Here is a 20,594-nt window from a genome sequence, read left to right as displayed (position 1 = left end):
CCAGGAAACTTACCAGGACTGGCGCCTCTCCTGCGAAAGTGCCGCGCCCCGGGCGCTTTGCACTGTGTCCCAGCAACAGGCGCAGAAGAATGGCCAGCGCGTGCTCGCGATCGAATTGCGTCGAAACGGCAAAGATACTCTTTCCGGCGATCTGGTTTTACCCTTCGGTTTGCTGCTCGATGCCGGCGCCACGCTTCAGATCGACGATGGGCAGTCACGCAAGCCTTTGCGCTTTTCGACCTGTCTGCCGGGCGGATGTATCGTGCCGCTCAGCTTCGATGCCGCGATGATTGCAGCGCTGCGGGCCGGTACCGCTCTGCGGGTGAAGGCGCAATCCACCGACAGCAAAGAATTCGCTCTGTCGATTTCGCTGAAAGGCTTGGCTGCCGCGCTCGATAGGCTGCAGGTTCTCGGCGGGGTTTGATCCCGAGCTCTTCTCGTCACTCTCCATATGTTTTTCGACAGGCTGCAAACTGACCTCGCGGTAAGCTGAGCAGGGCACGGTCGTCGCCGCGGCCGACTGGCCCCGCTCACCACGGCAGGAAGGGCACAATCAGAGCTTGTGCCAGGTCTGGCTCTTGCAGATCAGCCCGCCGAAAACGCAGCCGCTCATCTTGAGTGAACTGCCGGAAAGCGAAGCCTTGCCCGAATAGGTCTTGTCGGTTTCCGGGTCGGTTATGGTGCCGGCATATTTGTTGTCGCCGGCCACCTTCAGTGAACCGATGTTCTTGCCGGCAAATTTGCCGGATTTGAGCGTAATCGAAAACGCCCCGCCGCCACCCGAAATGGCGGCAGTCGATCCGGCTTGCGTTTTCCAACTGCCTTCGATCGGATCGGCCCATGCCGCGCCGGTCATCATTATTGCGGCCGCGAGGGCCGGGCTCACTTGTCGAAACATGTCTCTCCTCCCTCAGGCAAGTCCAATCGGGCTCCGTCCCGGCTGTCTGCCCCTTACGCAAACGTAAGCTAGTCCAGCTCCCGGAAAAACAAAAGCGGTGCCGCCACGGAGGGGTTGCGGGTTTTTGCCCGCTCCCGAACGGCCGCGCCGGCGAAAAAATGAAACGGGCCGCACACGTCTTTGTCTTCTGTGGTTAGCGGAGTCTTGATCCGTGCCTCGCAAGTTTTCTTCAAATTTTGTGCAAACCGGCGCGATTGCTGGCTTTGTATCCTTAACGAATTTTCGCGTTTACCTCTTGTTTTAGCTTTGTTTTCCTCAAATTAAGCACGCCATTTAACGACGGATTCAAGCCTCCGCGGCATTCTCGAAAGCATCGAAAGAGCGGCCGCCCCCGAAGGTAATCAAGAACACCGAGGGACAGACGGAGACAGCTCTCGGGAGCCAGAACAGGGGATTTGAAATGGCACGTTTTGAAATGCTTGAAGCCGGCTTCGGCGCCATGGGGGCAACTGCCCAGGCCGATATTCTTTTCGAGTTGGGCATGATGTATGCGACCGGCCGCGATTGCGAGACCGATGTCGTCGCCGCCCACAAATGGTTCAACATCGCCGCGATCAAGGGTTCGGCCCGCGCCGCGGAACTGCGCTCTGAATTGTCGGCCGCCATGTCGAAGGTCGAGATCGCCAAGGCGCTGCGCGAAGCCCGCGAATGGATGACGATGCACTGAATTCGCCGGCATCGACTTCACAGGGGTACTGACCTCACGACAGGGACGCTTCGGATCAAAGCCGCGCAGACGGCTGGACCCGAAAATCAAGGCCGCGCAAGACGGCTGGGCCAACAAGAACACGGCAGGCGGACGAGCCGTGCAATAAACCGTACAAAACAGGGAAGGCGAGCGGATCCCGATGCTGATATCTCGGGAAGCTCGATGAGAAAAGCTGCGACCGGCCGGAACAAGGCTGGCGCGGCTTTGTCTTTGCGACAGCGTGTTGCAGGCCCAATCGAGCGCCGACGATGCGTCTAGACAGCTCCGGTGAAGGATGAAATTCTCCGGCCACTCTGGAAGAGGCGCGGCCGGGATGGTCGCGCGAGAGTGGAGGAGTTATGTCACCATGAAGAAATTCAGTATTTTGAGCGCAGCCATATTTGGCTTGATGATGACCGCGCCGGTCGCCTTCGCCGATGACATCACCTTTTCAGTGGTCGGACCGATGACCGGTCAGCTTGCCACCATCGGCGATCAATTCAAGCAAGGCGCGCAAGCCGCCGCCGACGCGATCAACGCGGCCGGCGGCGTCGATGGCCGCCAGATCAAGCTCGACGTCCAGGATGACCAGTGTGATCCGAAACAGGCGGTTTCGGTCGCCAACCGCGTCGTTGCCAACGGCGTCAAGTTCGTCGATGGCCATGCCTGTTCGGGCTCGAGCATCCCGGCCTCCGCGGTCTATGCCGAAGCCGGCGCGCTGATGATGAGCCCGGCTTCGTCGAACCCGGTGCTGACCGACGCGGCGGCGAAAGCCGGCTGGCCGACGATCATGCGTCTCTATACGCGCGACGACGCGCAGGGCGCTTTCATCGGTCCATGGATCGCCAAGAAATATGCCGGCAAGAACGTCGTCATCCTGCACGACAAGAGCGCCTACGGGCAGGGCGTCGCCGATGTCGTCAAGGCAACGATGAACCAGAACGGTCTCAACGAGATCCTCTATGAGGGAATCAACGCCGGTGAAAAGGACTACGCGGCGCTTGTCACCAAGCTCAAGGACCTGAAGGCTGACGTCGTCTATTTCGGCGGCTACCACCCCGAAGCCGGCCTCATCCTGCGCCAGTCGGCGGAACAGAACCTGAAATTCCAGCTGATCATGCCGGACTCGATTGCCACGCCGGAATTCTGGCAGGTTTCCGGCCCGGCCGGCGAAGGCACCATGTTCGTCTTCCCGTCGGATCCGCAGGCGAAGCCCGAAGCCAAAGAAGCCATCGAAAAGATCAAGGCGGGCGGCTTCGTGCCCGAGGGCTTCACGCTGTTCTCCTATGCCGTGATCCAGGCCTTTGCGGAGGGCATCAAGCGCGCCGGCAGCGACGACCCGGCCAAGGTTGCCGAAGCTTTGAAGAGCGGCGAGCCGATCAGCACCGTCGTCGGCGCGGTCACTTTCGACGAAAAGGGCGACCTCAAGAACGTCAGCTACGACATCAACCAGTGGCACGACGGCAAATACGCGCCGATCCAGCCGTAGTGGCTGGCGTCGCCCGCAGTAAACGGAAATGGCCGGGTCAGACCCGGCCATTTTCATTTTGGGCGGCGTTTGTGGGGCGTGTCTTCGATATCGACTTGTGGAGGAACAGCGGTCAGCCGTGGGCTTCCTCGGCAAAACGCACCAGCACGGTCCCGTCGGTGACCTGCGCGCCTTCGGCAGCAATCTCGGCGATAACCCCGTCATGGGGGGCGGCAATGGTGTGCTCCATCTTCATCGCCTCCAGGATCAGCAGCGGCTGGCCCTTGATCACGGACTCGCCTTTGGCTGCACGCACCAATTTGACCAGGCCGGGCATTGGCGCGCGCAGGCTTCCGGAAGCGGCGGCGGCTTCGTCGGCTCGCGCCAGCGGATCCGGCACGGCAAAACCGTAGCCGATGGCGCCATCGAAGACCGTGACGTGGCCCGGCCAGCGGGCGAGGCGAGGCGTCGCGCGAAGGTCATGCGAATTCACGCTGTCATAGGGCGCGTCCAGCGCCACCTCGAACCGTCCGTCCGGCCGCACCGACACGCGCGCGACGATCCCCTGCTCGCCAAATTTCAGCAGGGTGCGCCGCGCTACAGCGTGGAAATGCGCATAGCCTGCCAGCGACGACCAGGGATCGTCCGAGGACCGCAAGTCGCTCGCACCGGACGCGGCAAGTGCCGCGGCGGCAATTGTCTCACCGCTCGGCGGCGGAACCGCCGTCAACGCCAGTTGATGCCTGGCTATCAGGCCGGTATCGACATCGCCCGCCGCAAAATCCACATCAGCGGCCAGCGCGGCAAGAAAGCCAGTGTTGACCGTCGAGCCGGCGATTTCGGTCTGCGACAGCGCCGCGCCAAGTGCCGTGAGCGCCGCCCGTCTGTCCTTGCCATGGACGATCAGTTTGGCGATCATCGGGTCGTAAAACGGCGAAATCGCATCGCCGGCGCGCACACCGGTTTCGATGCGCATGGTCGCACCCTCTGGTGCCGGCTGCGGAAATTTCAAATGGTGCAAGGTGCCGGTCGCCGGCAAAAACCCTCTTGCCGCGTCCTCGGCATAGATGCGCGCCTCGAAGGCGTGGCCGGATAGCGCGATCTCGCTCTGCATCTTCGGCAGTTTTTCGCCGGAGGCTACCCGCAACTGCCACTCGACCAGGTCGATGCCGGTGACCATTTCGGTGACGGGGTGCTCGACCTGCAGGCGGGTGTTCATTTCCATGAACCAGAAACGGTCGGCCTTTAGACCTTGCGAGGCATCGACGATGAACTCGATGGTACCGGCGCCGGAATAGTGGATTGCCTTGGCGGCTTTCACCGCCGCCTCGGTCATCGCCTTGCGCAGTGCCGGCGTCATGCCCGGGGCAGGCGCCTCCTCGATCACCTTCTGGTGGCGGCGCTGCGCCGAGCAGTCACGTTCGTGAAGATGTACGGCATTGCCGAAATTGTCACCAAACACCTGCACTTCGATGTGGCGCGGCTTGTCGACATATTTTTCCACCAAGACGCGGTCGTCACCGAACGCGGCTTTCGCCTCGCGCCGCGCGCCCGACAGTGCTTCCGAAAAATCATCGGGATGCTCGACGCGCCGCATGCCTTTGCCGCCGCCGCCGGCGCGCGCCTTGATCAGTACGGGGTAGCCTATCTCGCGCGCCTTGGAGGCGAGCAACACGATCTCCTGCGCTTCGCCATGGTAGCCCGGAACGACAGGCACGCCGGCCTTTTCCATCAACCGCTTGGCCGCGTCCTTCAGTCCCATGGCACGGATCGAGGCCGCCGACGGCCCAATGAAGATCAGCCCAGCCGCCGCGACCTGGTCGACGAAATCGGGGTTTTCCGAAAGAAAGCCGTAGCCCGGATGGATGGCCTCGGCACCTGTGGCCAAGGCCGCCGAGATGATCTTGTCGCCGCGCAGATAGCTTTCGTTGGCGGGAGCGGCGCCGATATGCACCGCTTCGTCGGCCATTTCGACATGCAAGGCGTGAGCGTCGGCGTCGGAATAGACGGCGACGCTGCGCAAACCCATGCTGCGTGCCGTGCGGATCACCCGGCAGGCGATCTCGCCACGGTTGGCGACCAGGATCTTGGCGAACATCGGGCCTCCGCAGGCAGAGCTTGCCGCCAACGGCGTGAATTCTCTTCACGCGAGCTGCGGCGATGCCCTGCTTTGTAGTCTGGCGGTCAAAGGGTAGGCAAGCGAGGCCTGCCTACTTTGAGGCCGCGATTTCGCAAGCTCCCCCGGTCGTGACCTTGTAACGGTTGCGGGTGGCCTGGCAGGATTTCATCGCCGTATCCTCGGCAGCCTTTTGCGACGGCGCATTCAAGCGCGAGCCGCAGATGATGTACAGCGAACGCACCCGGGAATACGGTGTGGTCGCATAGGCTGAATGGCCGCTGGCCGCCACATAGGCATTGTATGCCTTGGTGCACGGTCGCTTCGGGTCTAGCGATAGAGCCGGGTAAAAACGGATGTCGCCCTTGCTTCCCGTCAGCGATTCGGCGGCGCCGATATTAGGGCTCGAGATTAGAAGCAACCCACCTATTATCGACAAGACTGCTTGTTTGATGCCTATAGACTTCATTTTTCCCAACCATTGAAAAAGTCGAAGGCCGACGAGTATCGGCCTATTTGGAGGCAGCTATGGCGCAGGCCCCTGCAGTCGTGACCTTGTACTTGCTGCGCGCGGACTGGCAGGACTTCAACGCCAGCGCTTCCGCAGCCTTCTGGGACGGCGCATTGAGATGAGCACCGCAAATAATGAATTCGGTTGCCCAGTTGAACGGCGTCATCGCATAGGCCGAGTGACCGCCCGCTGCCACATAGTCCTTGTAGTCCTTGCCGCAGCCTCCGATTGTACCCGGTGCAAAATAGACCGGAAAACGGCTGTCGCCCTTGCTTCCCGCCAGCGATTCGGCGGCGCCAACATTCGGTGCAGAGGCCACGAGCAGTGCAAGTATCGATATGGTTGTTCGCCTGATGGATAAAGATTTCATTGCCCAACCCATTTGAAAAAACCCAACACTGAAAGATATTCGCCTATTTGGAGGCAGCGATTTCGCAGCCCCCACCTGTCGTAACCCTGTAACTATTGCGGGTTGCCTGACAGGATTTCAACGCCAACTCTTCGGCAGCTTGCTGTGACGGTGCATTCAAGCGCGAGCCGCAGATGATGTACAGCGAACGGACCCGGGAATACGGAGTGGTTGCATAGGCTGAATGGCCGCCGGCCGCTACATAGGCCTTGTAAGCCATGGTACATTGATCCTTCGGATTCTGCGGCAAATAGGGATAGAAACGGGTCTCGCCCTTGCTTCCCGCCAACGACTCCGCCGCACCAACGCCATGCGTCGCTAATATAAGCAACGCCGCAAGTATCTGCACAGTTGTTCTCTGAAAAACCCGCCGCCTCATCTTCGCCCAATCCCCATTGGTATTTGCGATGATCAATAGCCGTGATTCTTTCGTCTGGCCAGATCAAGAAGCAAAAAATAGTCTGGAGATGTGGACGGGTGCCGCCGGCGCAGGGTTACACCTTGCCGAGTGCGGCAACGACCCGCTGATACAGTTCGGCCGTTAGTTCGTCGAAGCAGCAGAAAATGACGGTTTCCGGAACGATGTTCTGGCCGATGAAGGCACTCACGGTACCGACAGCAATTTGCGTCGCCTGATCCTTCGGATAGCGGTAGGCCCCGGTCGAGATCGCTGGAAACGCCACCGTCCGGCAGTCCTTTGCGGCGGCGATTTCGAGCGACCGGCGATAGCAGGAGGCGAGCAGTTCGGCTTCTCCTTTGCTGCCGCCTTGCCAGACCGGCCCGACCGCATGGATGATGTAGCGCGCGGGCAGCTTGTAGCCCTTGGTGATTTTTGCGTCTCCGACCTTGCAGCCATTCAGCATCCGGCATTCGGCCAGAAGCTCGGGGCCGGCCGCGCGGTGAATGGCGCCGTCCACGCCACCGCCGCCGAGAAGCGAGGTGTTGGCGGCGTTGACGATGGCATCGACCGCCAGCTTCGTTATGTCGCCGGTTTGAATGCGAATCCTCGGGCCGGTTTCGCTCATCTCACATCCTGAACACGCCGAAGCGTGTCTCCTCGATCTGGGCGTTGAGCGCGGCCGAAAGGCTGAGCGCCAGCACCTCGCGGGTCTTGGCCGGGTCGATGATGCCGTCGTCCCAGAGCCTTGCAGACGAATAGAGCGGGTGGCCTTCGTGCTCGTACTTCATCAGGATTGGCTTCTTGAATTTTGCCTCCTCTTCGGCGCTCCACTCGCCGCCCTTGCGCTCGATGCCCTCGCGCTTGACGACGGCCAGCACCGTTGCCGCCTGCTCGCCGCCCATCACCGAAATGCGGGCATTCGGCCACATCCACAGGAAGCGTGGCGAATAGGCGCGTCCGCACATGCCGTAATTGCCGGCGCCGAACGAGCCGCCGATGATCATCGTTACTTTCGGCACCTTGGCGGTGGCGACCGCCATCACCAGCTTGGCGCCGTCCTTGGCGATGCCGCCGGCCTCGTATTTTCGCCCGACCATAAAGCCGGTGATGTTCTGCAGGAAAATCAGCGGAATCCTGCGCTGGCAGCACAGCTCGATGAAGTGCGCGCCCTTCAGCGCGCTTTCCGAAAACAGCACGCCATTGTTGGCGACGATGCCGACCGGCATGCCGCTGAGGTGGGCGAAACCGGTGACCAGCGTGGTGCCGTAATTCTGCTTGAACTCATCGAACTCGGAGCCGTCGACGATGCGGGCGATCACCTCGCGCACGTCGTAAGGCTGGCGCAGATCCGTAGGCACGATACCGTAGAGTTCATGTGGATCGTGAAGCGGCGGAATCGATTTCTTCAGGGCCAAGCTTACAATTTTGTTCCGATTCAGGTTTTTGACGATACGCCGGCATATGGCCAGCGCATGCTCGTCGTCGAGCGCATAGTAGTCGGCAACGCCGGAAAGCCTTGTGTGCACGTCGGCGCCACCGAGGTCCTCGGCGGTGACGTCCTCGCCGGTGGCCGCCTTCACCAGCGGCGGCCCGCCGAGAAAGATGGTTGCCTGGTTGCGCACCATGATTGTCTCGTCCGACATCGCAGGCACATAGGCGCCGCCGGCCGTGCACGAACCCATGACGCAGGCGATCTGCGGAATGCCGGCGGCCGACATGTTGGCCTGGTTGTAGAAGATGCGGCCGAAATGATCGCGGTCGGGAAACACCTCGTCCTGGTTGGGCAGATTGGCGCCGCCGCTGTCGACCAGATAGACGCAAGGCAGATTGTTCTGTAGTGCGATCTCCTGTGCACGCAGATGCTTCTTCACCGTCAGCGGATAATAGGTGCCGCCCTTCACCGTGGCGTCGTTGACAACGACCATCACTTCGGTGCCTTCGACCCGGCCGATGCCGGCGATGAGGCCGGCCGAGGGGATGTCCTCGCCATACATCGACCAAGCGGCAAACTGGCCGATTTCGAGGAGCGGCGAGCCCGTATCGAGCAATTGCGCGAGGCGTTGCCGCGGCAGGAGCTTGCCGCGGGAGACGTGCCGCTCACGCGCCTCTTCCGAGCCACCGCGCTCGATGCCGGCGGCTTTTTCAGCGATGTCGGCGACCAGCGCCCGCATGCGCTCGGCATTGGCGCGGAAGATATCGGAGGCGGGCGAGATCTGCGAGGTGAGGGGGGCCATGGCGCTACCGGATCAGCTCGATTTTGCAGCCGACATCGAGGTCGCCCCAATCGCGATCGGCGGTGACGGCAATAGCGTTCTCGCGAATTGCCAGTGCGAGGCAGGCCCGATCGCCCAGCGACAAGCCGCGATGCCGCGTCAATTGGCGAAGCTGCCCGGCCGCGATGCCCATTGCGTCGTCGAAAACGGCGATCGGCATGCCGAGACTGGCGAGGTCGTCCGCGGCCTGTTCCATGCTGCGTCCCTTGTCGATCAGCTTGGCGATGATTTCGGCCGCATTGACTGAACTGCATTGTGCGTCCGGCGCGAACCCCAAAGCATTGTCGGTGCCTTGCTCGTTGAGCAGGATTGCGAGCGCCGCCGAACTGTCCATGACGTAGGGCTTCATTTCGCCCGCTTTCCCGTTGTCCCTTCGGCGTGAAGCCGGTCGAGACGCTTGTCGCTTCGACGCTGCTCTTCCCGCCGCTCCTTCAGAAATTCGTCGACGACGCTTTCACCGGGCTGTTTCAGCGCTGACAATTCGGCCTGGACCCGTCGCAGATTCTGCAGCCACGATCTTACCCGCAGCTCGCCGCTTTCGACATGAAGGATCATGTCCTCGCCAGGCTTCACGCCCATCTCCTCGCGCATCGCGGCAGGGATGACGAAGCGCCCGCCCTCGCCAAGCTTGACCCGCTCGCGTTTCGCCGGAACCCGAAGCGGCGTTTTGCGAGCGCCGGCATCGAACCGTGCTTGCGGGTCTTCTTCAAGTCCGGACTTTCCCGTTTTGCCCGCCATGGTCCGTCTCGCCTGTATTGTGGCACATATTCCGAAGTATGCCACATCTTGCGGCTTCTGGCAAAATCTTAAAAAGATGCCATCAGGCGCCCTCCGCCATGATTTCCCGCCCGATCAGCCATCGACGGATTTCGCTGGTGCCGGCACCGATCTCGTAGAGCTTGGCGTCGCGCAGCAGCCGGCCGGTCGGGTAATCGTTGATGTAGCCGTTGCCACCCAAAAGCTGGATGGCGTCGAGCGCCATCAGCGTCGCCTTTTCGGCGGCGAAGAGAATACAGCCGGCAGCATCCTTGCGGGCCGTCTCACCGCGATCGCAGGCGGCGGCTACGGCATAGACGTAAGCGCGCGCCGCGTTCATCGTCGCATACATGTCGGCGAGCTTGCCTTGCACCAACTGGAATTCGCCGATCGGCTGACCGAACTGCTTGCGTTCATGCACGTAAGGTATCGCCACGTCGAGGCACGCAGCCATCAGCCCGATCGGCCCGCCGGCCAGCACGGCGCGTTCGTAGTCGAGGCCCGACATCAGCACCTCGACACCGCGCCCCTCCTCGTGCAGCACATTGTCGAACGGCACTTCGACATTCTCGAACACCAACTCGCCGGTATTCGAGCCGCGCATGCCGAGCTTGTCGAGCTTTTGCGCCACGGAAAAACCGGCAAAGGCCTTTTCGACTATGAAAGCGGTGATGCCGCGCGAATTGAGTTCCGGATCGGTCTTGGCGTAGACGACCAGCGTCTCGGCATCCGGCCCGTTGGTGATCCACATTTTGGTGCCGTTGAGCACATAGCGATCGTTGCGCTTTTCGGCGCGCAGGCGCAGCGACACCACATCGGAGCCGGCACCCGATTCCGACATCGCCAGTGCGCCGACCTTCTCGCCGCTGCAGAGCGAAGGCAGATATTTTTCCTTCTGCGCCTGCGTTGCCCAGCGGTTGATCTGGTTGACGCAGAGGTTGGAATGGGCGCCGTAGGAGAGGCCGACCGAGGCCGAGGCGCGCGAAATCTCCTCCATCGCCACGACATGGGCGAGGTAGCCCATGCCGCTGCCGCCGAAATCGGGATCGGCGGTGATGCCGAGCAGGCCAAGCCCGCCGAGCTCCGCCCACAGATGTGCCGGGAATTCGTTCGAGCGGTCGATTTCGGCGGCGATCGGTGCGATCTTTTCCTGGGCAAAGCGCCGCACCAGGTCGCGCAGTGCCTCGATGTCTTCGTCAAGCCCGAAGTTGAGCGTATGCGTGTACATGCCGTTCCTCCCGGCGCACGATCCCGAAAATCGGGATCATGCGCGAAATCAAGTTGCTAGAGCGTCCTTTGCGCGCCCGAATAGAGGCGCGGCGTCGTGGCTCGTTGTCTCGCCATCGTTCTTTGCTCCAACAAGGCGCATTGTCATTGCTAGATATGTAGCAGTGACTTCGGCGATCGACAGCCGCTCGCCCGGCCGGAACCAGACGATGACGCCGGTCATCATTTGGATCAGCGCCATTGCGGTGAGCCCGGTGTCTTCGATGCTGAACAAGCCCGCTTCGACGCCGTCGCGCAGGATGGCGCGCAGCTCCTTCTCGTAAGCCGTGCGCAGGCGCAGGATCTGCGTGAGTTTTTCGTGCGACAAGCTGCGCAGCTCCATGTTCGAGACATGGGTGGAATGGCGGCGTTCGACGTGGAAGGCGATGTGGTTTTCGACATAGGCGGCGAGCCGCGCTGCCGGACCGGCGCCGACAGGGCGTGTTGCGCGCCACGCCTCGATCAAGCCTTCCATATGCTCGCGCATCAGGGTGAACAGAAGGTCCTGCTTGGTCGGGAAGTAGCGGTAAAGCGCCGCTGCCTGGACGCCAACCTCGGCCGCCAGCTGGCGCATCGACATCGCCTCGTAGCCGAGACGCGCAATCAGGCTGACCGCCGCCTCGCGGACCGCAGCTTCGGTCTTCTCTCCGTCGGAACCGGTCGTACGCGCCATGACAAACCGCCTTTTCGCAGACAATAAAACAAACGTTCAATTAATTCAAGGGCCGAGGTATGTCCGGGCAGGGCAATGGCTTCAGGTTTGCTCTATCTGCACCCTGGAGATTTTGTGCGATGGAAGCGAATGAGCAGGGTCATGCCTTGCTAGGCAACAATCCTGAAACCCGCGGACATGTCGCGAGCCTCGATCTCCTCGACATCGACCTTCGAAACCGCTGCCCCTGGCGGTCCTTGCCAAAGCCGTTCGATCATTGTCGAGACCGCCGCACCCGTCCCTGCAATCAAAGCTGTCACCGAGCCGTCAACTTCGTTGCGCACCCACCCGGCAAGGCCAAGCGCCGACGCCTCGCGCCGCGCCCAGACCCGGTAGCTGACGCCTTGCACCTTGCCGTATATGCGTATCTGCACCGTCCGGTCGTCCATCGCGCTCTCCATCTTTTGAGTCGAGTCTGGCGCAGCGTCTTGCAAATTCAACCGCGCCGCGTGCATCGAAGGTCTCTCTGCCGATCGCGATCCGCCAGCTTCACGTGCGAGATGGGCGGCGTCTCCATCGAATGATTGACTAAGTCAAATAATAGGCGATCATGGTCCTTACGGAGCGATCAGCCCGAAGGAGGTCGACATGCCGGCCGATCGGAATGCCCTTGTCGCGGAGATCCGCGACTTCAATCGCTTTTACACGCGGCTGATCGGGCTGCTCGACCAGACCTTGACGCACAGCGCCTATACGCTAGGCGAGGCGCGGCTGCTGTTCGAATTGGGCCGCCGATCCCATGCTGCCGCCAATAGCGGCGGTGAGGCAGGGTTTCTTGCGCGGGCATTCCACCTCGATCTCGGACCGGCAGCCTCCGAAATCGCTGCCGAGCTCCGGCTCGATCCGGCGTATGTCATACCCGTCCTGAGGAGGTTCGCCGCCGCCGGCCTGATCGAGATGCGCACTGACCCAGCCGATCGGCGCAGACGCATCCTGTCGCTGACCGCTCGCGGAAGTGCGGAGCTCGCCAGGCTTCAGGCTGCGGCGGATCGCGATCTCGCGCGGCTGACGGCCGGCCTCGCGGATGAAGCGGCTGCCGAATTATCGGACGCCTTGAAGCGCGTCATGCGCCTGCTAGCGGAGAAATAGCGAGCAGCACCGGGATCCGGCGTTGCGCCCTTCAGTTTCCTCGCGCTGCCGCCAGTGCGCCAGGCAGTTCCTCGGCAAAGATGTCGAGCTCGTGGTCGAGGCCGACGCTGACCCGGATGCAGCGGTCGAGCACCGGCACCATCGGCTTGCGGATGAACACGTCGCGTGACAACAGCGCCTGCAGCACTTTTAGTGCGAAAGCGCCGTCGCGGCCGCAGTCGATGGTGACGAAATTGGTCGCCGAAGCCAGCGGCTTCAGCCCGTTCGCCTCGGCTATTGCGGCAATGCGCCGGCGGCCGGCGGCGACCCGCGCCACCACGCTCTCCAGCCAGGCCTGATCGGCAAGCGCCTCGACACCGGCCATCTGCGCCATGCGGCTGACGCCGTAATGATTGCGGATCTTTTCGAAATCGCGAATCACCTGGGCTTCGGCCACCGCATAGCCGCAGCGTATGCCGGCCAGCCCATAGGCCTTGGAGAAGGTGCGCATGCGGATGACGTTCGGCCGCGCCACATCGATCGGCGGCAGCGCTGAGGATGGCCCTAATTCGCCATAGGCCTCGTCGAGCACCAGCATTGTGGTCTCCGGCAACGCTTCGATGAAGCGGCCGAGCTCGGCGGCTTCCCACCAGCAACCCATCGGATTGTCCGGATTGGACAGGTAGACCAGCGGCGCCTTCTCCCTGGCGACTGCCGCCAGCAGGTCGTCCAGGCTTTCCCGATCGTTCTCGTAAGGTACCGCGACCAGCCGCCCGCCGACGCCGGCAACATGGAAGTTGAAGGTCGGATAGGCGCCGCGCGAGGTCACCACCGCGTCGCCAGGCGCCACATACATGCGCGCAACCAGGCTGAGCAGCCCGTCTATGCCTTCGCCGATGACGACGTTTTCGCCACCGACACCGAGATGCCTAGCTACGGCTACCTTCAAATCGTGATTATCGGGATCGCAATACATCCACATGTCGCCGGCAATCTCGGCCATGCGGGCAACCACGCGCGGTGAAGGGCCAAAGCTGCTCTCATTGGCGCCGATGCGGGCGCGAAAGGCGCGGCCGCGGTCGCGCTCCTGCGCCTCCGGGCCGACAAACGGCACCGTCGAGGGAAGCGCGTCGATGAGCGGCGTAAGGGGAGGGCGCAGGCGCATGATAAGTCTCGTTCGAAAGGGGCCTTCTTGCTAGCCTGCCAGCTTGGACTGCGCAAGTTCTGCGGCCAGCGGGAATCGTCAGGCTGGATTCTCCCGCATCATTTTGCTAGCGAGACATGATGAGTAACCGACTGCCGCCTGCTTGGTCCAAGCATATAAAGTCCCGTTCGGCGTCGAACGTGCAACCGCCGAAAGTGAAACCGCCGTCGCGCGCGCAAGCTGACGATGCGCTGCTGAGACAGGCCCTCGAACTCCAGCAAGCCAAGCGGCTCCCGGAGGCCGAGGAATTATGCCATCGCGTTCTCGCGCGCACGCCCAACCATCCCCTTTCGCTATACATCCTCGGTACGTTGGGGCTCGGTATCGACGACGAGTTGGCTCTTAAATATTTCGCGCGGGCAGTAAGCCAGACGCCTCAAAACCCATATTTCCACCTCAGCCTGGGAGAGGCCTGTCTGAAGGTCGGCGACAGCTTGCTTGCGATCAAGCACCTGCAGCATGCCTGCGAATTGAAGCCCGATCTGGTGGAAGCGCTTTGCGGACTGGCGCGTGCCTACGTCAACTTCGACAAGGCCGAGATGGCTTTGCCCCTTTACGAGAAGGCGCTAACGATCAACGGCGACCACCCCATGGTCCGGATTGGTCTGGCTGGTGCGCTCACCAGCCTCGGTCGCATGGACGAAGCCAGAGCCTATCTCAATCAGGCAATAGAACGTCGCGTCGATGTTGGGGCAGCCTACAACTACCTGGTCGACACGCAAAAGTTCACCGAAAAACCTGCCGAGCTCGACTCTATCCTGCGCGAACTGTCCAATCCCAGGCTCGAACCGGTTGCTGCATCGCAGCTCCATCACGCCGCAGGCAAAGTGCTGAACGATCTTCAGCGCTATGAAGAGGCGATGGATCACTTCAAGAGGGCGAAAAAGGCCGCTGGTCACGATTTTGACCTGGAGTACTACCGCCGAAGTGTCGATTCCATGATCGAGATATTCAGCCCGTCACTATTGGAAGCCAAGGCTGGCCACGGCAGTCCGTCCGAGATGCCTGTGTTTGTGCTGGGCATGCCCCGGTCGGGGACGACGCTCACCGAGCAGATCTGTGCGAGCCATCCGGATGTTCATGGCGCCGGGGAGCTTTCGAAGCTACGGCGAATTGCGACCTCGATGGGCTTCAGGACAGAGTCTGATGAGGCCTTGCGCAGTTCGATCATGTCGATGACGAGGAATCAGTCGAGGGCGCTGGCCGAAGAATACCTGTCCTATCTGCGTCAACACGCGCCTGGCGCGCTCCGCGTCGTCGACAAGAGGCCTCACAACTTCGAGCTTGTCGGCTTAATCGGAGTTCTCTTTCCCAACGCGCGCATCATTCATTGCCGCCGCGATGCCATTGACAATTGCGTCTCGTGCTTCGTCTTGCATTTCACCAAGGAGCACGGCTACAACGCCGACCTTGAGACACTCGGCCTATACTACCGCGAATATGATCGCTTGATGCGGCATTGGAATAAAGTCTTTCCCGGACGTATTTTCGAAAACCGCTACGAGACGCTGATTGCCGATCAGGAGGCCCAATCGCGCCGTCTCATCGATCATCTCGGCTTGCCTTGGGACGATTCCTGCCTGCGCTTTTTCGAGAGGAGCGGGTCGGTCAATACCCTCAGCCGCTGGCAGGTCCGGCAGCCGATCTATAGTTCATCCGTCAAACGCTGGAAAAAGTACGAGAGCACAATTCAACCGCTGATTGATGCCTTGGGCGATCTGGCCGAACTTTGAACAAGTAGGATGCGCTCGATCGGCCGAGGTCGATCGTGACTTGCTGTCGAGATACATTGATTCGATAGGCCAGCCCTTCAGATCGGCCCAAGTTTTTCTTTGCACGAACAAGCGTGCGGAGCGAGCGTTGCATTCGACCAGCCCTGCGGCTGCTCAGCAGCAGCCTGCATGATCTATCGAGCGTTGATAGCTGCGTCGCCCGATACGAAAAACCCGGCGGTCGCCCGCCGGGTTTAATCTCAATCTGGCTCGGACTGTTAGAATGAGCGCTGGAAGCGGAGCATGCCGCCAATGCTGTCCTTGTCGTCGGCATTAGTCCAGTTGCGATCGTAGGCTTTATCAAACTGACCGTCGTGGGCCCAATCGACTTCGGCAGTGATCGTGAAGCCCGGAACGATATCGTAGGCGACGTTCGCGGCGACGCCGTAGTTCTTGTCGTCGTCAACCGACGCCTGGAGGTTGAACGAGGTCTTCTCGTTGATGGTGTAGGTACCGCCGCCCCAGACTGCCCAGTTGCCGCCCCACTGCTTGTAGAAGTTGCGGTCGATGTTGTCGTCGGAACCGTAACCGGCCATGAGGAACAGTGTCAGGTTCTGAATCGGCGTAACGTCGACGCGAACCTTACCTGCCCACTCTTCCCACGTGCTGTCATAGGCGGCAACACCGGTGATCGAGCCCCAGCCCTGCGTGTATTTGATACCGCCGACGACATACGGGACATAGCTGTCGATGGAATCATTACCGCTGTTGCTGTCTTGGAAAATGCCAGGATCCGCAGCGGCGCTGCCCGAACCGGTTTCCAACGAAGCCACGGCCGAGAAGCCGTTTCCGGCATCGAAGTAGTACTGGACGACGTTGGTGTCGAAGCCGCCGTAGGGGACCAGCGTATCCTGGATGACGTTGCCGGCGTAGCCGATGAACGTGTCGAAGGCCGATTCGTCCTTACCGACGCGCAGACCACCGAGCTGGACCCAGGCAAAGTTCAGCGAAACGCTCGTACCGCCATTGAAGTTGTCATCAAGGTAATCATTGTGGTTACCCCAGTTGAAGCGGGTCTCGGTGTAGGTCTTCAAGGTGCCGAGCTCGGTTTCCTGGCCGGTCCAGGTCTTCAGCGTGAAGCGGGCGTGCTTGTAGTAGGTATCCTGCGAGTCGCCGTCCTGCTGATCGGTGGTCCTTGCACCGTCAAATGAGCCGACGTCACCGATGCCGATGTCATAGCGGACGTAGCCGCCGATGCGCAGGCAGGTTTCGGTGCCGGGGATGTAGAAGTAGCCAGCGCCGTAGACGTCGCAGATCTTGACGTATTCAGCGGGTTCCGGCTCGGCGACGACGACGGCGTCGGCGGCGCGCGCACCGGAAACTGCGATCAGTGCCGCAGCGGAGCCGAGAAGCAGGCTCTTGATGTTCATTTTCTGACCTCCAGTCAGAATCGAACAAAAGAGCGGAGTTGGCGCCGTGTGTTCGGTAGTAAGTATCTGGGATTTCGTTGTTATTTCGGAAAATAGCTATTTGCTGGGCAAAAACATGCCGGATCCGGATTTTGAGATAACGCCAAAAATCGGGGGCCTGACAAAACGGGAAAGAGGGTGCCAGCGTCACGGCCAGCCCCTTCTCCCCGTCACCATACGGGGAGAAGATGCCGGCAGGCAGATGAGGGGCAGCGCCGGCCTCTAAATTAGTCGTTCCAGCATAATCCAGAGGTGATCTCTTTCTGAAACGCTGAGCTTCCAACAGAGCAATCACTTCAGGTTGCGCTGCCCCTCATCGCCCTACCGGGCACTTCTCCCCGTATAGTGACGGGGAGAAGGACACCTTTCCAAGGATTTCGCTAACCTTCAGCGCCACAGGATCATTGCCTAACGCTTGCGTGAACTCGCCTGGCCTAAGCCCCGAAGGCGGTTAGCCCCTGTTTTTGCGAGATTTTCGCTGGACTTGTCCTGCGAAGCGCGCAGCGCGAAGCAGAATGGCCTGCCACCCGAAGCCCGCAGGGCGTAGGGTGGCGGAGAGGATGGGATTCGAACCCACGAGAAGCTTTTGACCTCTACTCCCTTAGCAGGGGAGCGCCTTCGACCACTCGGCCACCTCTCCGTTGCGCCGGTGGATAAAGAAAAGCGCCGGCACAATCAACAAGCTGGCGCTATTATCCTTGAAAAATCGACCTTCGCCAAAGCGCCGCCCAGTCATGTGGCGACTCTGCGGCAATTCCCTGGCCGGCGAGTCGGGTCATGGCCGCAATTTCGGCGGGCCGCCGCCGGATTCCGCGGGCTGCAAGGACTTGCGAAGGGCTGTTGGTTAACGGGAGCTTTCGGAGTGAGGCCAAATCGTGTCATTTGTGCAACAACGCCGGGGTATAGCGCCAACACAAACCTTTTGCCGGTATGATCGTGGTTGAACGCCGCCGTGTCATGGGTAATGTCGGGTTTGAAGGAGCGGCGCGGTGCGCATCTTTTTCGGTAGTGGGGATGGGGCAGGGAACGCTGTCCTTCAGCAAAGAATACCCAGACCCGTTTTTTAACTTTTGACTGGAGGTCAGAAAATGAACATCAAGAGCCTGCTTCTCGGCTCCGCTGCGGCACTGATCGCAGTTTCCGGTGCGCGCGCCGCCGACGCCGTCGTCGTCGCCGAGCCGGAACCCGCTGAATACGTCAAGATCTGCGACGTCTACGGCGCTGGCTACTTCTACATCCCCGGCACCGAAATCTGCCTGCGCATCGGCGGCTATGTCCGTTATGATATCTCCGCCGGCCAGGCTGGCTCGTTCGACGGCAATCGATATATCGACGCCAAGGATTTCCTGGACAACGGCGAATTTAATGAAAATGACGGCTACTACAAACGGGCTCGCTTCACGCTGAGGACCTATACCGGCCAGGAAACCGAGATGGGCACCTTGAAGACCTACACCGAAACCCGGTTCAACTGGGGATCCGGTAATGATGCGTATGGCTTTTCTAACTTTGGCAGCCAGGGCGTTTCGCTGAACTTTGCCTGGATCCAGCTCGGTGGTCTGCGCGTCGGTAAGGACGAATCGGCCTTCGATACGTTCATCGGCTACGCCGGCGACGTCATCCAGGATACGATCGTTCCGTACGGCGGCTTCGACACCAACGTCGTCCAGTACTATTTCGACGGCGGCAACGGCTTCTCGGCCGTGGCTTCGTTGGAAACCGGTTCAGGCACCTTCACTAGTGGCTTCCTCGGTGGCGACTTTGGCTCCGACTCTATCGACAGCTATGTTCCGTATGTTGTCGGCGGCCTGAAGTACACGCAGGGCTGGGGTTCGATCACCGGTGTTGCTGCCTATGACAGCAGCATAGAAGAATGGGCTGCCAAGGTTCGTCTCGACGTGACGCCGATGCAGAACCTGTCGCTGTTCCTGATGGCCGGCTACGGCTCTGATGACAACCTCCCGCGCAACTTCTACAAGCAATGGGGCGGCAACTGGGCAGTCTGGGGTGGTGGTACCTACACCATCAACGAGAAGACCTCGTTCAACCTCCAGGCGTCGTATGACGAAGCCAAGGAAGCTGGCGTCGCGGCCAATATCAAATACGAAATCGTTCCCGGCCTGGTGATCACGGCCGAAGTGGACTATGCTCATAACAGCCATAAGGTGGCCGGCGGCGACTTCGGTGGCTATGTATACAACTGGACGGGCATCCCGGGCGACAAGAAGGACGCCATCGGTGGTATCCTCCGCTTCCAGCGCTCGTTCTAAGGGCTGGACCTAAAGCAAGTGAAATCCAGCCCGGGCGCTCAACCGCCCGGGCTGTTTTGTTTTCGCGACTGGTAGCAAACAGAAGGAAAAGGGGGTTCGGTAGCTGAACAGGGTTGTGGAACGATGTCGTTGGGATCCGCCACCGGTGGATGAAATCGGCCGCAACGCTTAAAACTCTTGAAAGGGCACCGCCAAGCAGGTAGGTCTATGCCTATCCACTCGGGGGTGTGGCGAATAATGACGAACGATGCGATTCAAGAGGGAGGAACCTCTGATCATTTTTCGATGTTTTCTTCTCAAACTGCAAAGATAAAATACAGTTACAATAAGATACGGGAAGTAAAGTCGCACAGGATCGGAGAACTTTTTTCAGCATACCGGGACATACTTTGGGATGACGGGCGGCATAAATACAATGTCAGCTCCTTCATCGGCGAAATAGACGAGATCCTTCTTGGGGAGCGTTTCAGCGCCTTCGACCAAAGCACCCTCGACAACCTTATCGGCACCTTGCGCCAGCGCGGCAACAGCAACGCAACCATCAACCGGAAGATGGCTGCCCTCAGCAAACTGCTGCGCAAGGCTCACAAGATGGGGGATATCCACAGCCTGCCCGAGTTCCGCCGCCAAAAGGAGCGGGCGGGACGGATTCGTTTTCTCGAAAGAGACGAGGAGGCCCGGCTCTTCGCCGCCATCAAGAGCCGCAGCGAGGACGCTTATCGGCTTTCCGTCTTTCTCGTCGACACCGGCTGCCGCCTCGGCGAAGCGCTGGGCTTGATCTGGAACGATATCCAGGAGCACCGCGTCAGTTTCTGGATCACCAAATCCGGCCGCAGCCGCACCATTCCGATGACCGAGCGGGTAAAAGAGGTGATCAAGCTGCCGCCCACCGAGGGCCGCCGGCCCAAAGGCCCGTTCACCAAGCTCAGCCAGGCGCAGTTTCGCGCCATCTGGAACGATGCCAAGGCCGAAGTCGGGCTCGGCGCCGACGATCAGGTCGTGCCGCATATATTGCGCCATACTTGCGCCTCGCGTCTCGTCCAGGGCGGCATCGACATCAGGCGCGTGCAGATGTGGCTCGGCCATCAGACGCTGTCGATGACCATGCGCTACGCGCATCTGGCCACCAACGACCTCGACGGCTGCGTCACTGTGCTGGAGACGCCGCGGTGCAGTGGCTCGGACAGCGGCGGTGCAAGCACTTTGTCTTCTCCACCTCCGCCAAGGCGAGAGCCAAAAAGCGAGCCGGCCGCAAGCAAGGCCCCAAAGCCCGCGAAGAGAAGCGCCAAATCCTGACGGTTTGGGTGGATCTGG

Annotated in this window: 21 protein-coding genes and 1 tRNA gene; 7 read left to right on the top strand and 15 right to left on the bottom strand. The window is 60.7% G+C overall.

The window, feature by feature from the left end:
- Positions 1 to 64 precede the first annotated feature (64 nt).
- Positions 65 to 424, top strand: a complete 360-nt coding sequence (locus RQ479_RS10705) for an invasion associated locus B family protein (RefSeq protein ID WP_376705034.1) — start codon at positions 65 to 67, stop codon at positions 422 to 424.
- Positions 425 to 553: 129 nt separating this feature from the next.
- Here RQ479_RS10705 and RQ479_RS10700 read toward each other — a convergent pair whose 3' ends face one another.
- Positions 554 to 898 carry a DUF2147 domain-containing protein gene (locus RQ479_RS10700; RefSeq protein WP_352467237.1) on the bottom strand — a complete coding sequence of 115 codons (345 nt, stop codon included), beginning with the start codon at positions 896 to 898 and terminating at the stop codon, positions 554 to 556.
- Positions 899 to 1,358: 460 nt separating this feature from the next.
- Between RQ479_RS10700 and RQ479_RS10695 the strand changes: the two genes are divergently transcribed.
- Both RQ479_RS10695 and RQ479_RS10690 read left to right on the top strand, forming a co-directional pair.
- Entirely contained in the window at positions 1,359 to 1,625 is a 267-nt protein-coding gene (locus RQ479_RS10695) for a sel1 repeat family protein (RefSeq protein ID WP_010915070.1), read from the top strand.
- 388 nt (positions 1,626 to 2,013) lie between these two features.
- Entirely contained in the window at positions 2,014 to 3,135 is a 1,122-nt protein-coding gene (locus RQ479_RS10690) for a branched-chain amino acid ABC transporter substrate-binding protein (protein WP_292660052.1), read from the top strand.
- Positions 3,136 to 3,247: 112 nt separating this feature from the next.
- On the opposite strand, the gene RQ479_RS10685 is transcribed toward RQ479_RS10690, so the two are convergent.
- From RQ479_RS10685 to RQ479_RS10635, 11 genes are all read right to left on the bottom strand, one after another.
- Positions 3,248 to 5,212: an acetyl/propionyl/methylcrotonyl-CoA carboxylase subunit alpha gene (locus RQ479_RS10685; RefSeq protein WP_376705033.1), complete on the bottom strand. Its 1,965-nt coding sequence runs from the start codon at positions 5,210 to 5,212 to the stop codon at positions 3,248 to 3,250.
- 112 nt (positions 5,213 to 5,324) lie between these two features.
- Positions 5,325 to 5,699, bottom strand: coding sequence for a hypothetical protein (locus RQ479_RS10680; protein WP_352467235.1), 375 nt, complete (start codon positions 5,697 to 5,699; stop codon positions 5,325 to 5,327).
- Between the two features lie 43 nt (positions 5,700 to 5,742).
- A complete protein-coding gene (locus RQ479_RS10675; RefSeq protein ID WP_352467234.1) occupies positions 5,743 to 6,123 on the bottom strand; it encodes a hypothetical protein in 381 nt (126 codons plus the stop codon).
- A 31-nt stretch (positions 6,124 to 6,154) separates the two neighbouring features.
- Positions 6,155 to 6,529 (bottom strand): hypothetical protein, encoded by a 375-nt coding sequence (locus RQ479_RS10670; protein WP_352467248.1) that lies wholly within the window; start codon positions 6,527 to 6,529, stop codon positions 6,155 to 6,157.
- Between the two features lie 115 nt (positions 6,530 to 6,644).
- Entirely contained in the window at positions 6,645 to 7,175 is a 531-nt protein-coding gene (locus tag RQ479_RS10665; protein WP_352517149.1) for an O-acetyl-ADP-ribose deacetylase, read from the bottom strand.
- Between the two features lies 1 nt (position 7,176).
- The gene (locus tag RQ479_RS10660; protein WP_352467232.1) at positions 7,177 to 8,784 is read right to left on the bottom strand and encodes a carboxyl transferase domain-containing protein; all 1,608 of its coding nucleotides are present in this window, start codon (positions 8,782 to 8,784) and stop codon (positions 7,177 to 7,179) included.
- 4 nt (positions 8,785 to 8,788) lie between these two features.
- Positions 8,789 to 9,172, bottom strand: a complete 384-nt coding sequence (locus tag RQ479_RS10655; protein WP_023677795.1) for a type II toxin-antitoxin system VapC family toxin — start codon at positions 9,170 to 9,172, stop codon at positions 8,789 to 8,791.
- Complete coding sequence (locus RQ479_RS10650; protein ID WP_352467231.1) at positions 9,169 to 9,561, bottom strand: AbrB/MazE/SpoVT family DNA-binding domain-containing protein; 393 nt, start codon at positions 9,559 to 9,561, stop codon at positions 9,169 to 9,171. Before RQ479_RS10650 ends, RQ479_RS10655 begins: the two co-directional genes overlap by 4 nt.
- A gap of 82 nt (positions 9,562 to 9,643) precedes the next feature.
- Positions 9,644 to 10,807, bottom strand: a complete 1,164-nt coding sequence (locus RQ479_RS10645) for an isovaleryl-CoA dehydrogenase (RefSeq protein ID WP_352517148.1) — start codon at positions 10,805 to 10,807, stop codon at positions 9,644 to 9,646.
- Positions 10,808 to 10,855: 48 nt separating this feature from the next.
- On the bottom strand, positions 10,856 to 11,518 hold the full coding sequence (locus RQ479_RS10640) for a TetR/AcrR family transcriptional regulator (protein ID WP_352467229.1): 663 nt from the start codon (positions 11,516 to 11,518) through the stop codon (positions 10,856 to 10,858).
- A gap of 149 nt (positions 11,519 to 11,667) precedes the next feature.
- Positions 11,668 to 11,946, bottom strand: a complete 279-nt coding sequence (locus RQ479_RS10635) for an acylphosphatase (RefSeq protein ID WP_352467228.1) — start codon at positions 11,944 to 11,946, stop codon at positions 11,668 to 11,670.
- 199 nt (positions 11,947 to 12,145) lie between these two features.
- On the opposite strand from RQ479_RS10635, the gene RQ479_RS10630 reads away from it, so the two are divergent.
- Entirely contained in the window at positions 12,146 to 12,646 is a 501-nt protein-coding gene (locus RQ479_RS10630) for a MarR family winged helix-turn-helix transcriptional regulator (RefSeq protein WP_376705032.1), read from the top strand.
- Positions 12,647 to 12,677: 31 nt separating this feature from the next.
- Here RQ479_RS10630 and RQ479_RS10625 read toward each other — a convergent pair whose 3' ends face one another.
- Positions 12,678 to 13,790 (bottom strand): pyridoxal phosphate-dependent aminotransferase, encoded by a 1,113-nt coding sequence (locus RQ479_RS10625; RefSeq protein WP_376705031.1) that lies wholly within the window; start codon positions 13,788 to 13,790, stop codon positions 12,678 to 12,680.
- 119 nt (positions 13,791 to 13,909) lie between these two features.
- Here RQ479_RS10625 and RQ479_RS10620 point away from each other — a divergent pair, with 119 nt between their 5' ends.
- A complete protein-coding gene (locus RQ479_RS10620; protein ID WP_376705030.1) occupies positions 13,910 to 15,562 on the top strand; it encodes a sulfotransferase in 1,653 nt (550 codons plus the stop codon).
- Positions 15,563 to 15,819: 257 nt separating this feature from the next.
- Here RQ479_RS10620 and RQ479_RS10615 read toward each other — a convergent pair whose 3' ends face one another.
- Positions 15,820 to 16,971, bottom strand: coding sequence for a porin (locus RQ479_RS10615; protein ID WP_352467224.1), 1,152 nt, complete (start codon positions 16,969 to 16,971; stop codon positions 15,820 to 15,822).
- Between the two features lie 588 nt (positions 16,972 to 17,559).
- Positions 17,560 to 17,650: transfer RNA gene (locus RQ479_RS10610), tRNA-Ser, on the bottom strand.
- A 448-nt stretch (positions 17,651 to 18,098) separates the two neighbouring features.
- Between RQ479_RS10610 and RQ479_RS10605 the strand changes: the two genes are divergently transcribed.
- Positions 18,099 to 19,280: a porin gene (locus tag RQ479_RS10605; protein ID WP_376705029.1), complete on the top strand. Its 1,182-nt coding sequence runs from the start codon at positions 18,099 to 18,101 to the stop codon at positions 19,278 to 19,280.
- A 237-nt stretch (positions 19,281 to 19,517) separates the two neighbouring features.
- Complete coding sequence (locus RQ479_RS10600) at positions 19,518 to 20,576, top strand: tyrosine-type recombinase/integrase (protein WP_376705904.1); 1,059 nt, start codon at positions 19,518 to 19,520, stop codon at positions 20,574 to 20,576.
- Positions 20,577 to 20,594: the final 18 nt, after the last annotated feature.

Origin of the sequence: Mesorhizobium sp. ISC25 (assembly GCF_042295465.1) — a bacterium.
Taxonomy (GTDB): domain Bacteria; phylum Pseudomonadota; class Alphaproteobacteria; order Rhizobiales; family Rhizobiaceae; genus Mesorhizobium.
This window is presented reverse-complemented; position numbering and strand designations above follow the sequence as displayed.

Bases quoted from the DNA above. Each gene is read 5' to 3' on its own strand.
- RQ479_RS10700 (WP_352467237.1), bottom strand. From the start codon at position 898: ATGTTTCGACAAGTGAGCCCGGCCCTCGCGGCCGCAATAATGATGACC.
- RQ479_RS10695 (WP_010915070.1), top strand. From the start codon at position 1,359: ATGGCACGTTTTGAAATGCTTGAAGCCGGCTTCGGCGCCATGGGGGCA.
- RQ479_RS10690 (WP_292660052.1), top strand. From the start codon at position 2,014: ATGAAGAAATTCAGTATTTTGAGCGCAGCCATATTTGGCTTGATGATG.
- RQ479_RS10685 (WP_376705033.1), bottom strand. From the start codon at position 5,212: ATGTTCGCCAAGATCCTGGTCGCCAACCGTGGCGAGATCGCCTGCCGG.
- RQ479_RS10680 (WP_352467235.1), bottom strand. From the start codon at position 5,699: ATGAAGTCTATAGGCATCAAACAAGCAGTCTTGTCGATAATAGGTGGG.
- RQ479_RS10675 (WP_352467234.1), bottom strand. From the start codon at position 6,123: ATGGGTTGGGCAATGAAATCTTTATCCATCAGGCGAACAACCATATCG.
- RQ479_RS10670 (WP_352467248.1), bottom strand. From the start codon at position 6,529: ATGAGGCGGCGGGTTTTTCAGAGAACAACTGTGCAGATACTTGCGGCG.
- RQ479_RS10665 (WP_352517149.1), bottom strand. From the start codon at position 7,175: ATGAGCGAAACCGGCCCGAGGATTCGCATTCAAACCGGCGACATAACG.
- RQ479_RS10660 (WP_352467232.1), bottom strand. From the start codon at position 8,784: ATGGCCCCCCTCACCTCGCAGATCTCGCCCGCCTCCGATATCTTCCGC.
- RQ479_RS10655 (WP_023677795.1), bottom strand. From the start codon at position 9,172: ATGAAGCCCTACGTCATGGACAGTTCGGCGGCGCTCGCAATCCTGCTC.
- RQ479_RS10650 (WP_352467231.1), bottom strand. From the start codon at position 9,561: ATGGCGGGCAAAACGGGAAAGTCCGGACTTGAAGAAGACCCGCAAGCA.
- RQ479_RS10645 (WP_352517148.1), bottom strand. From the start codon at position 10,807: ATGTACACGCATACGCTCAACTTCGGGCTTGACGAAGACATCGAGGCA.
- RQ479_RS10640 (WP_352467229.1), bottom strand. From the start codon at position 11,518: ATGGCGCGTACGACCGGTTCCGACGGAGAGAAGACCGAAGCTGCGGTC.
- RQ479_RS10635 (WP_352467228.1), bottom strand. From the start codon at position 11,946: ATGGACGACCGGACGGTGCAGATACGCATATACGGCAAGGTGCAAGGC.
- RQ479_RS10630 (WP_376705032.1), top strand. From the start codon at position 12,146: ATGCCGGCCGATCGGAATGCCCTTGTCGCGGAGATCCGCGACTTCAAT.
- RQ479_RS10625 (WP_376705031.1), bottom strand. From the start codon at position 13,790: ATGCGCCTGCGCCCTCCCCTTACGCCGCTCATCGACGCGCTTCCCTCG.
- RQ479_RS10620 (WP_376705030.1), top strand. From the start codon at position 13,910: ATGAGTAACCGACTGCCGCCTGCTTGGTCCAAGCATATAAAGTCCCGT.
- RQ479_RS10615 (WP_352467224.1), bottom strand. From the start codon at position 16,971: ATGAACATCAAGAGCCTGCTTCTCGGCTCCGCTGCGGCACTGATCGCA.
- RQ479_RS10605 (WP_376705029.1), top strand. From the start codon at position 18,099: ATGAACATCAAGAGCCTGCTTCTCGGCTCCGCTGCGGCACTGATCGCA.
- RQ479_RS10600 (WP_376705904.1), top strand. From the start codon at position 19,518: ATGACGAACGATGCGATTCAAGAGGGAGGAACCTCTGATCATTTTTCG.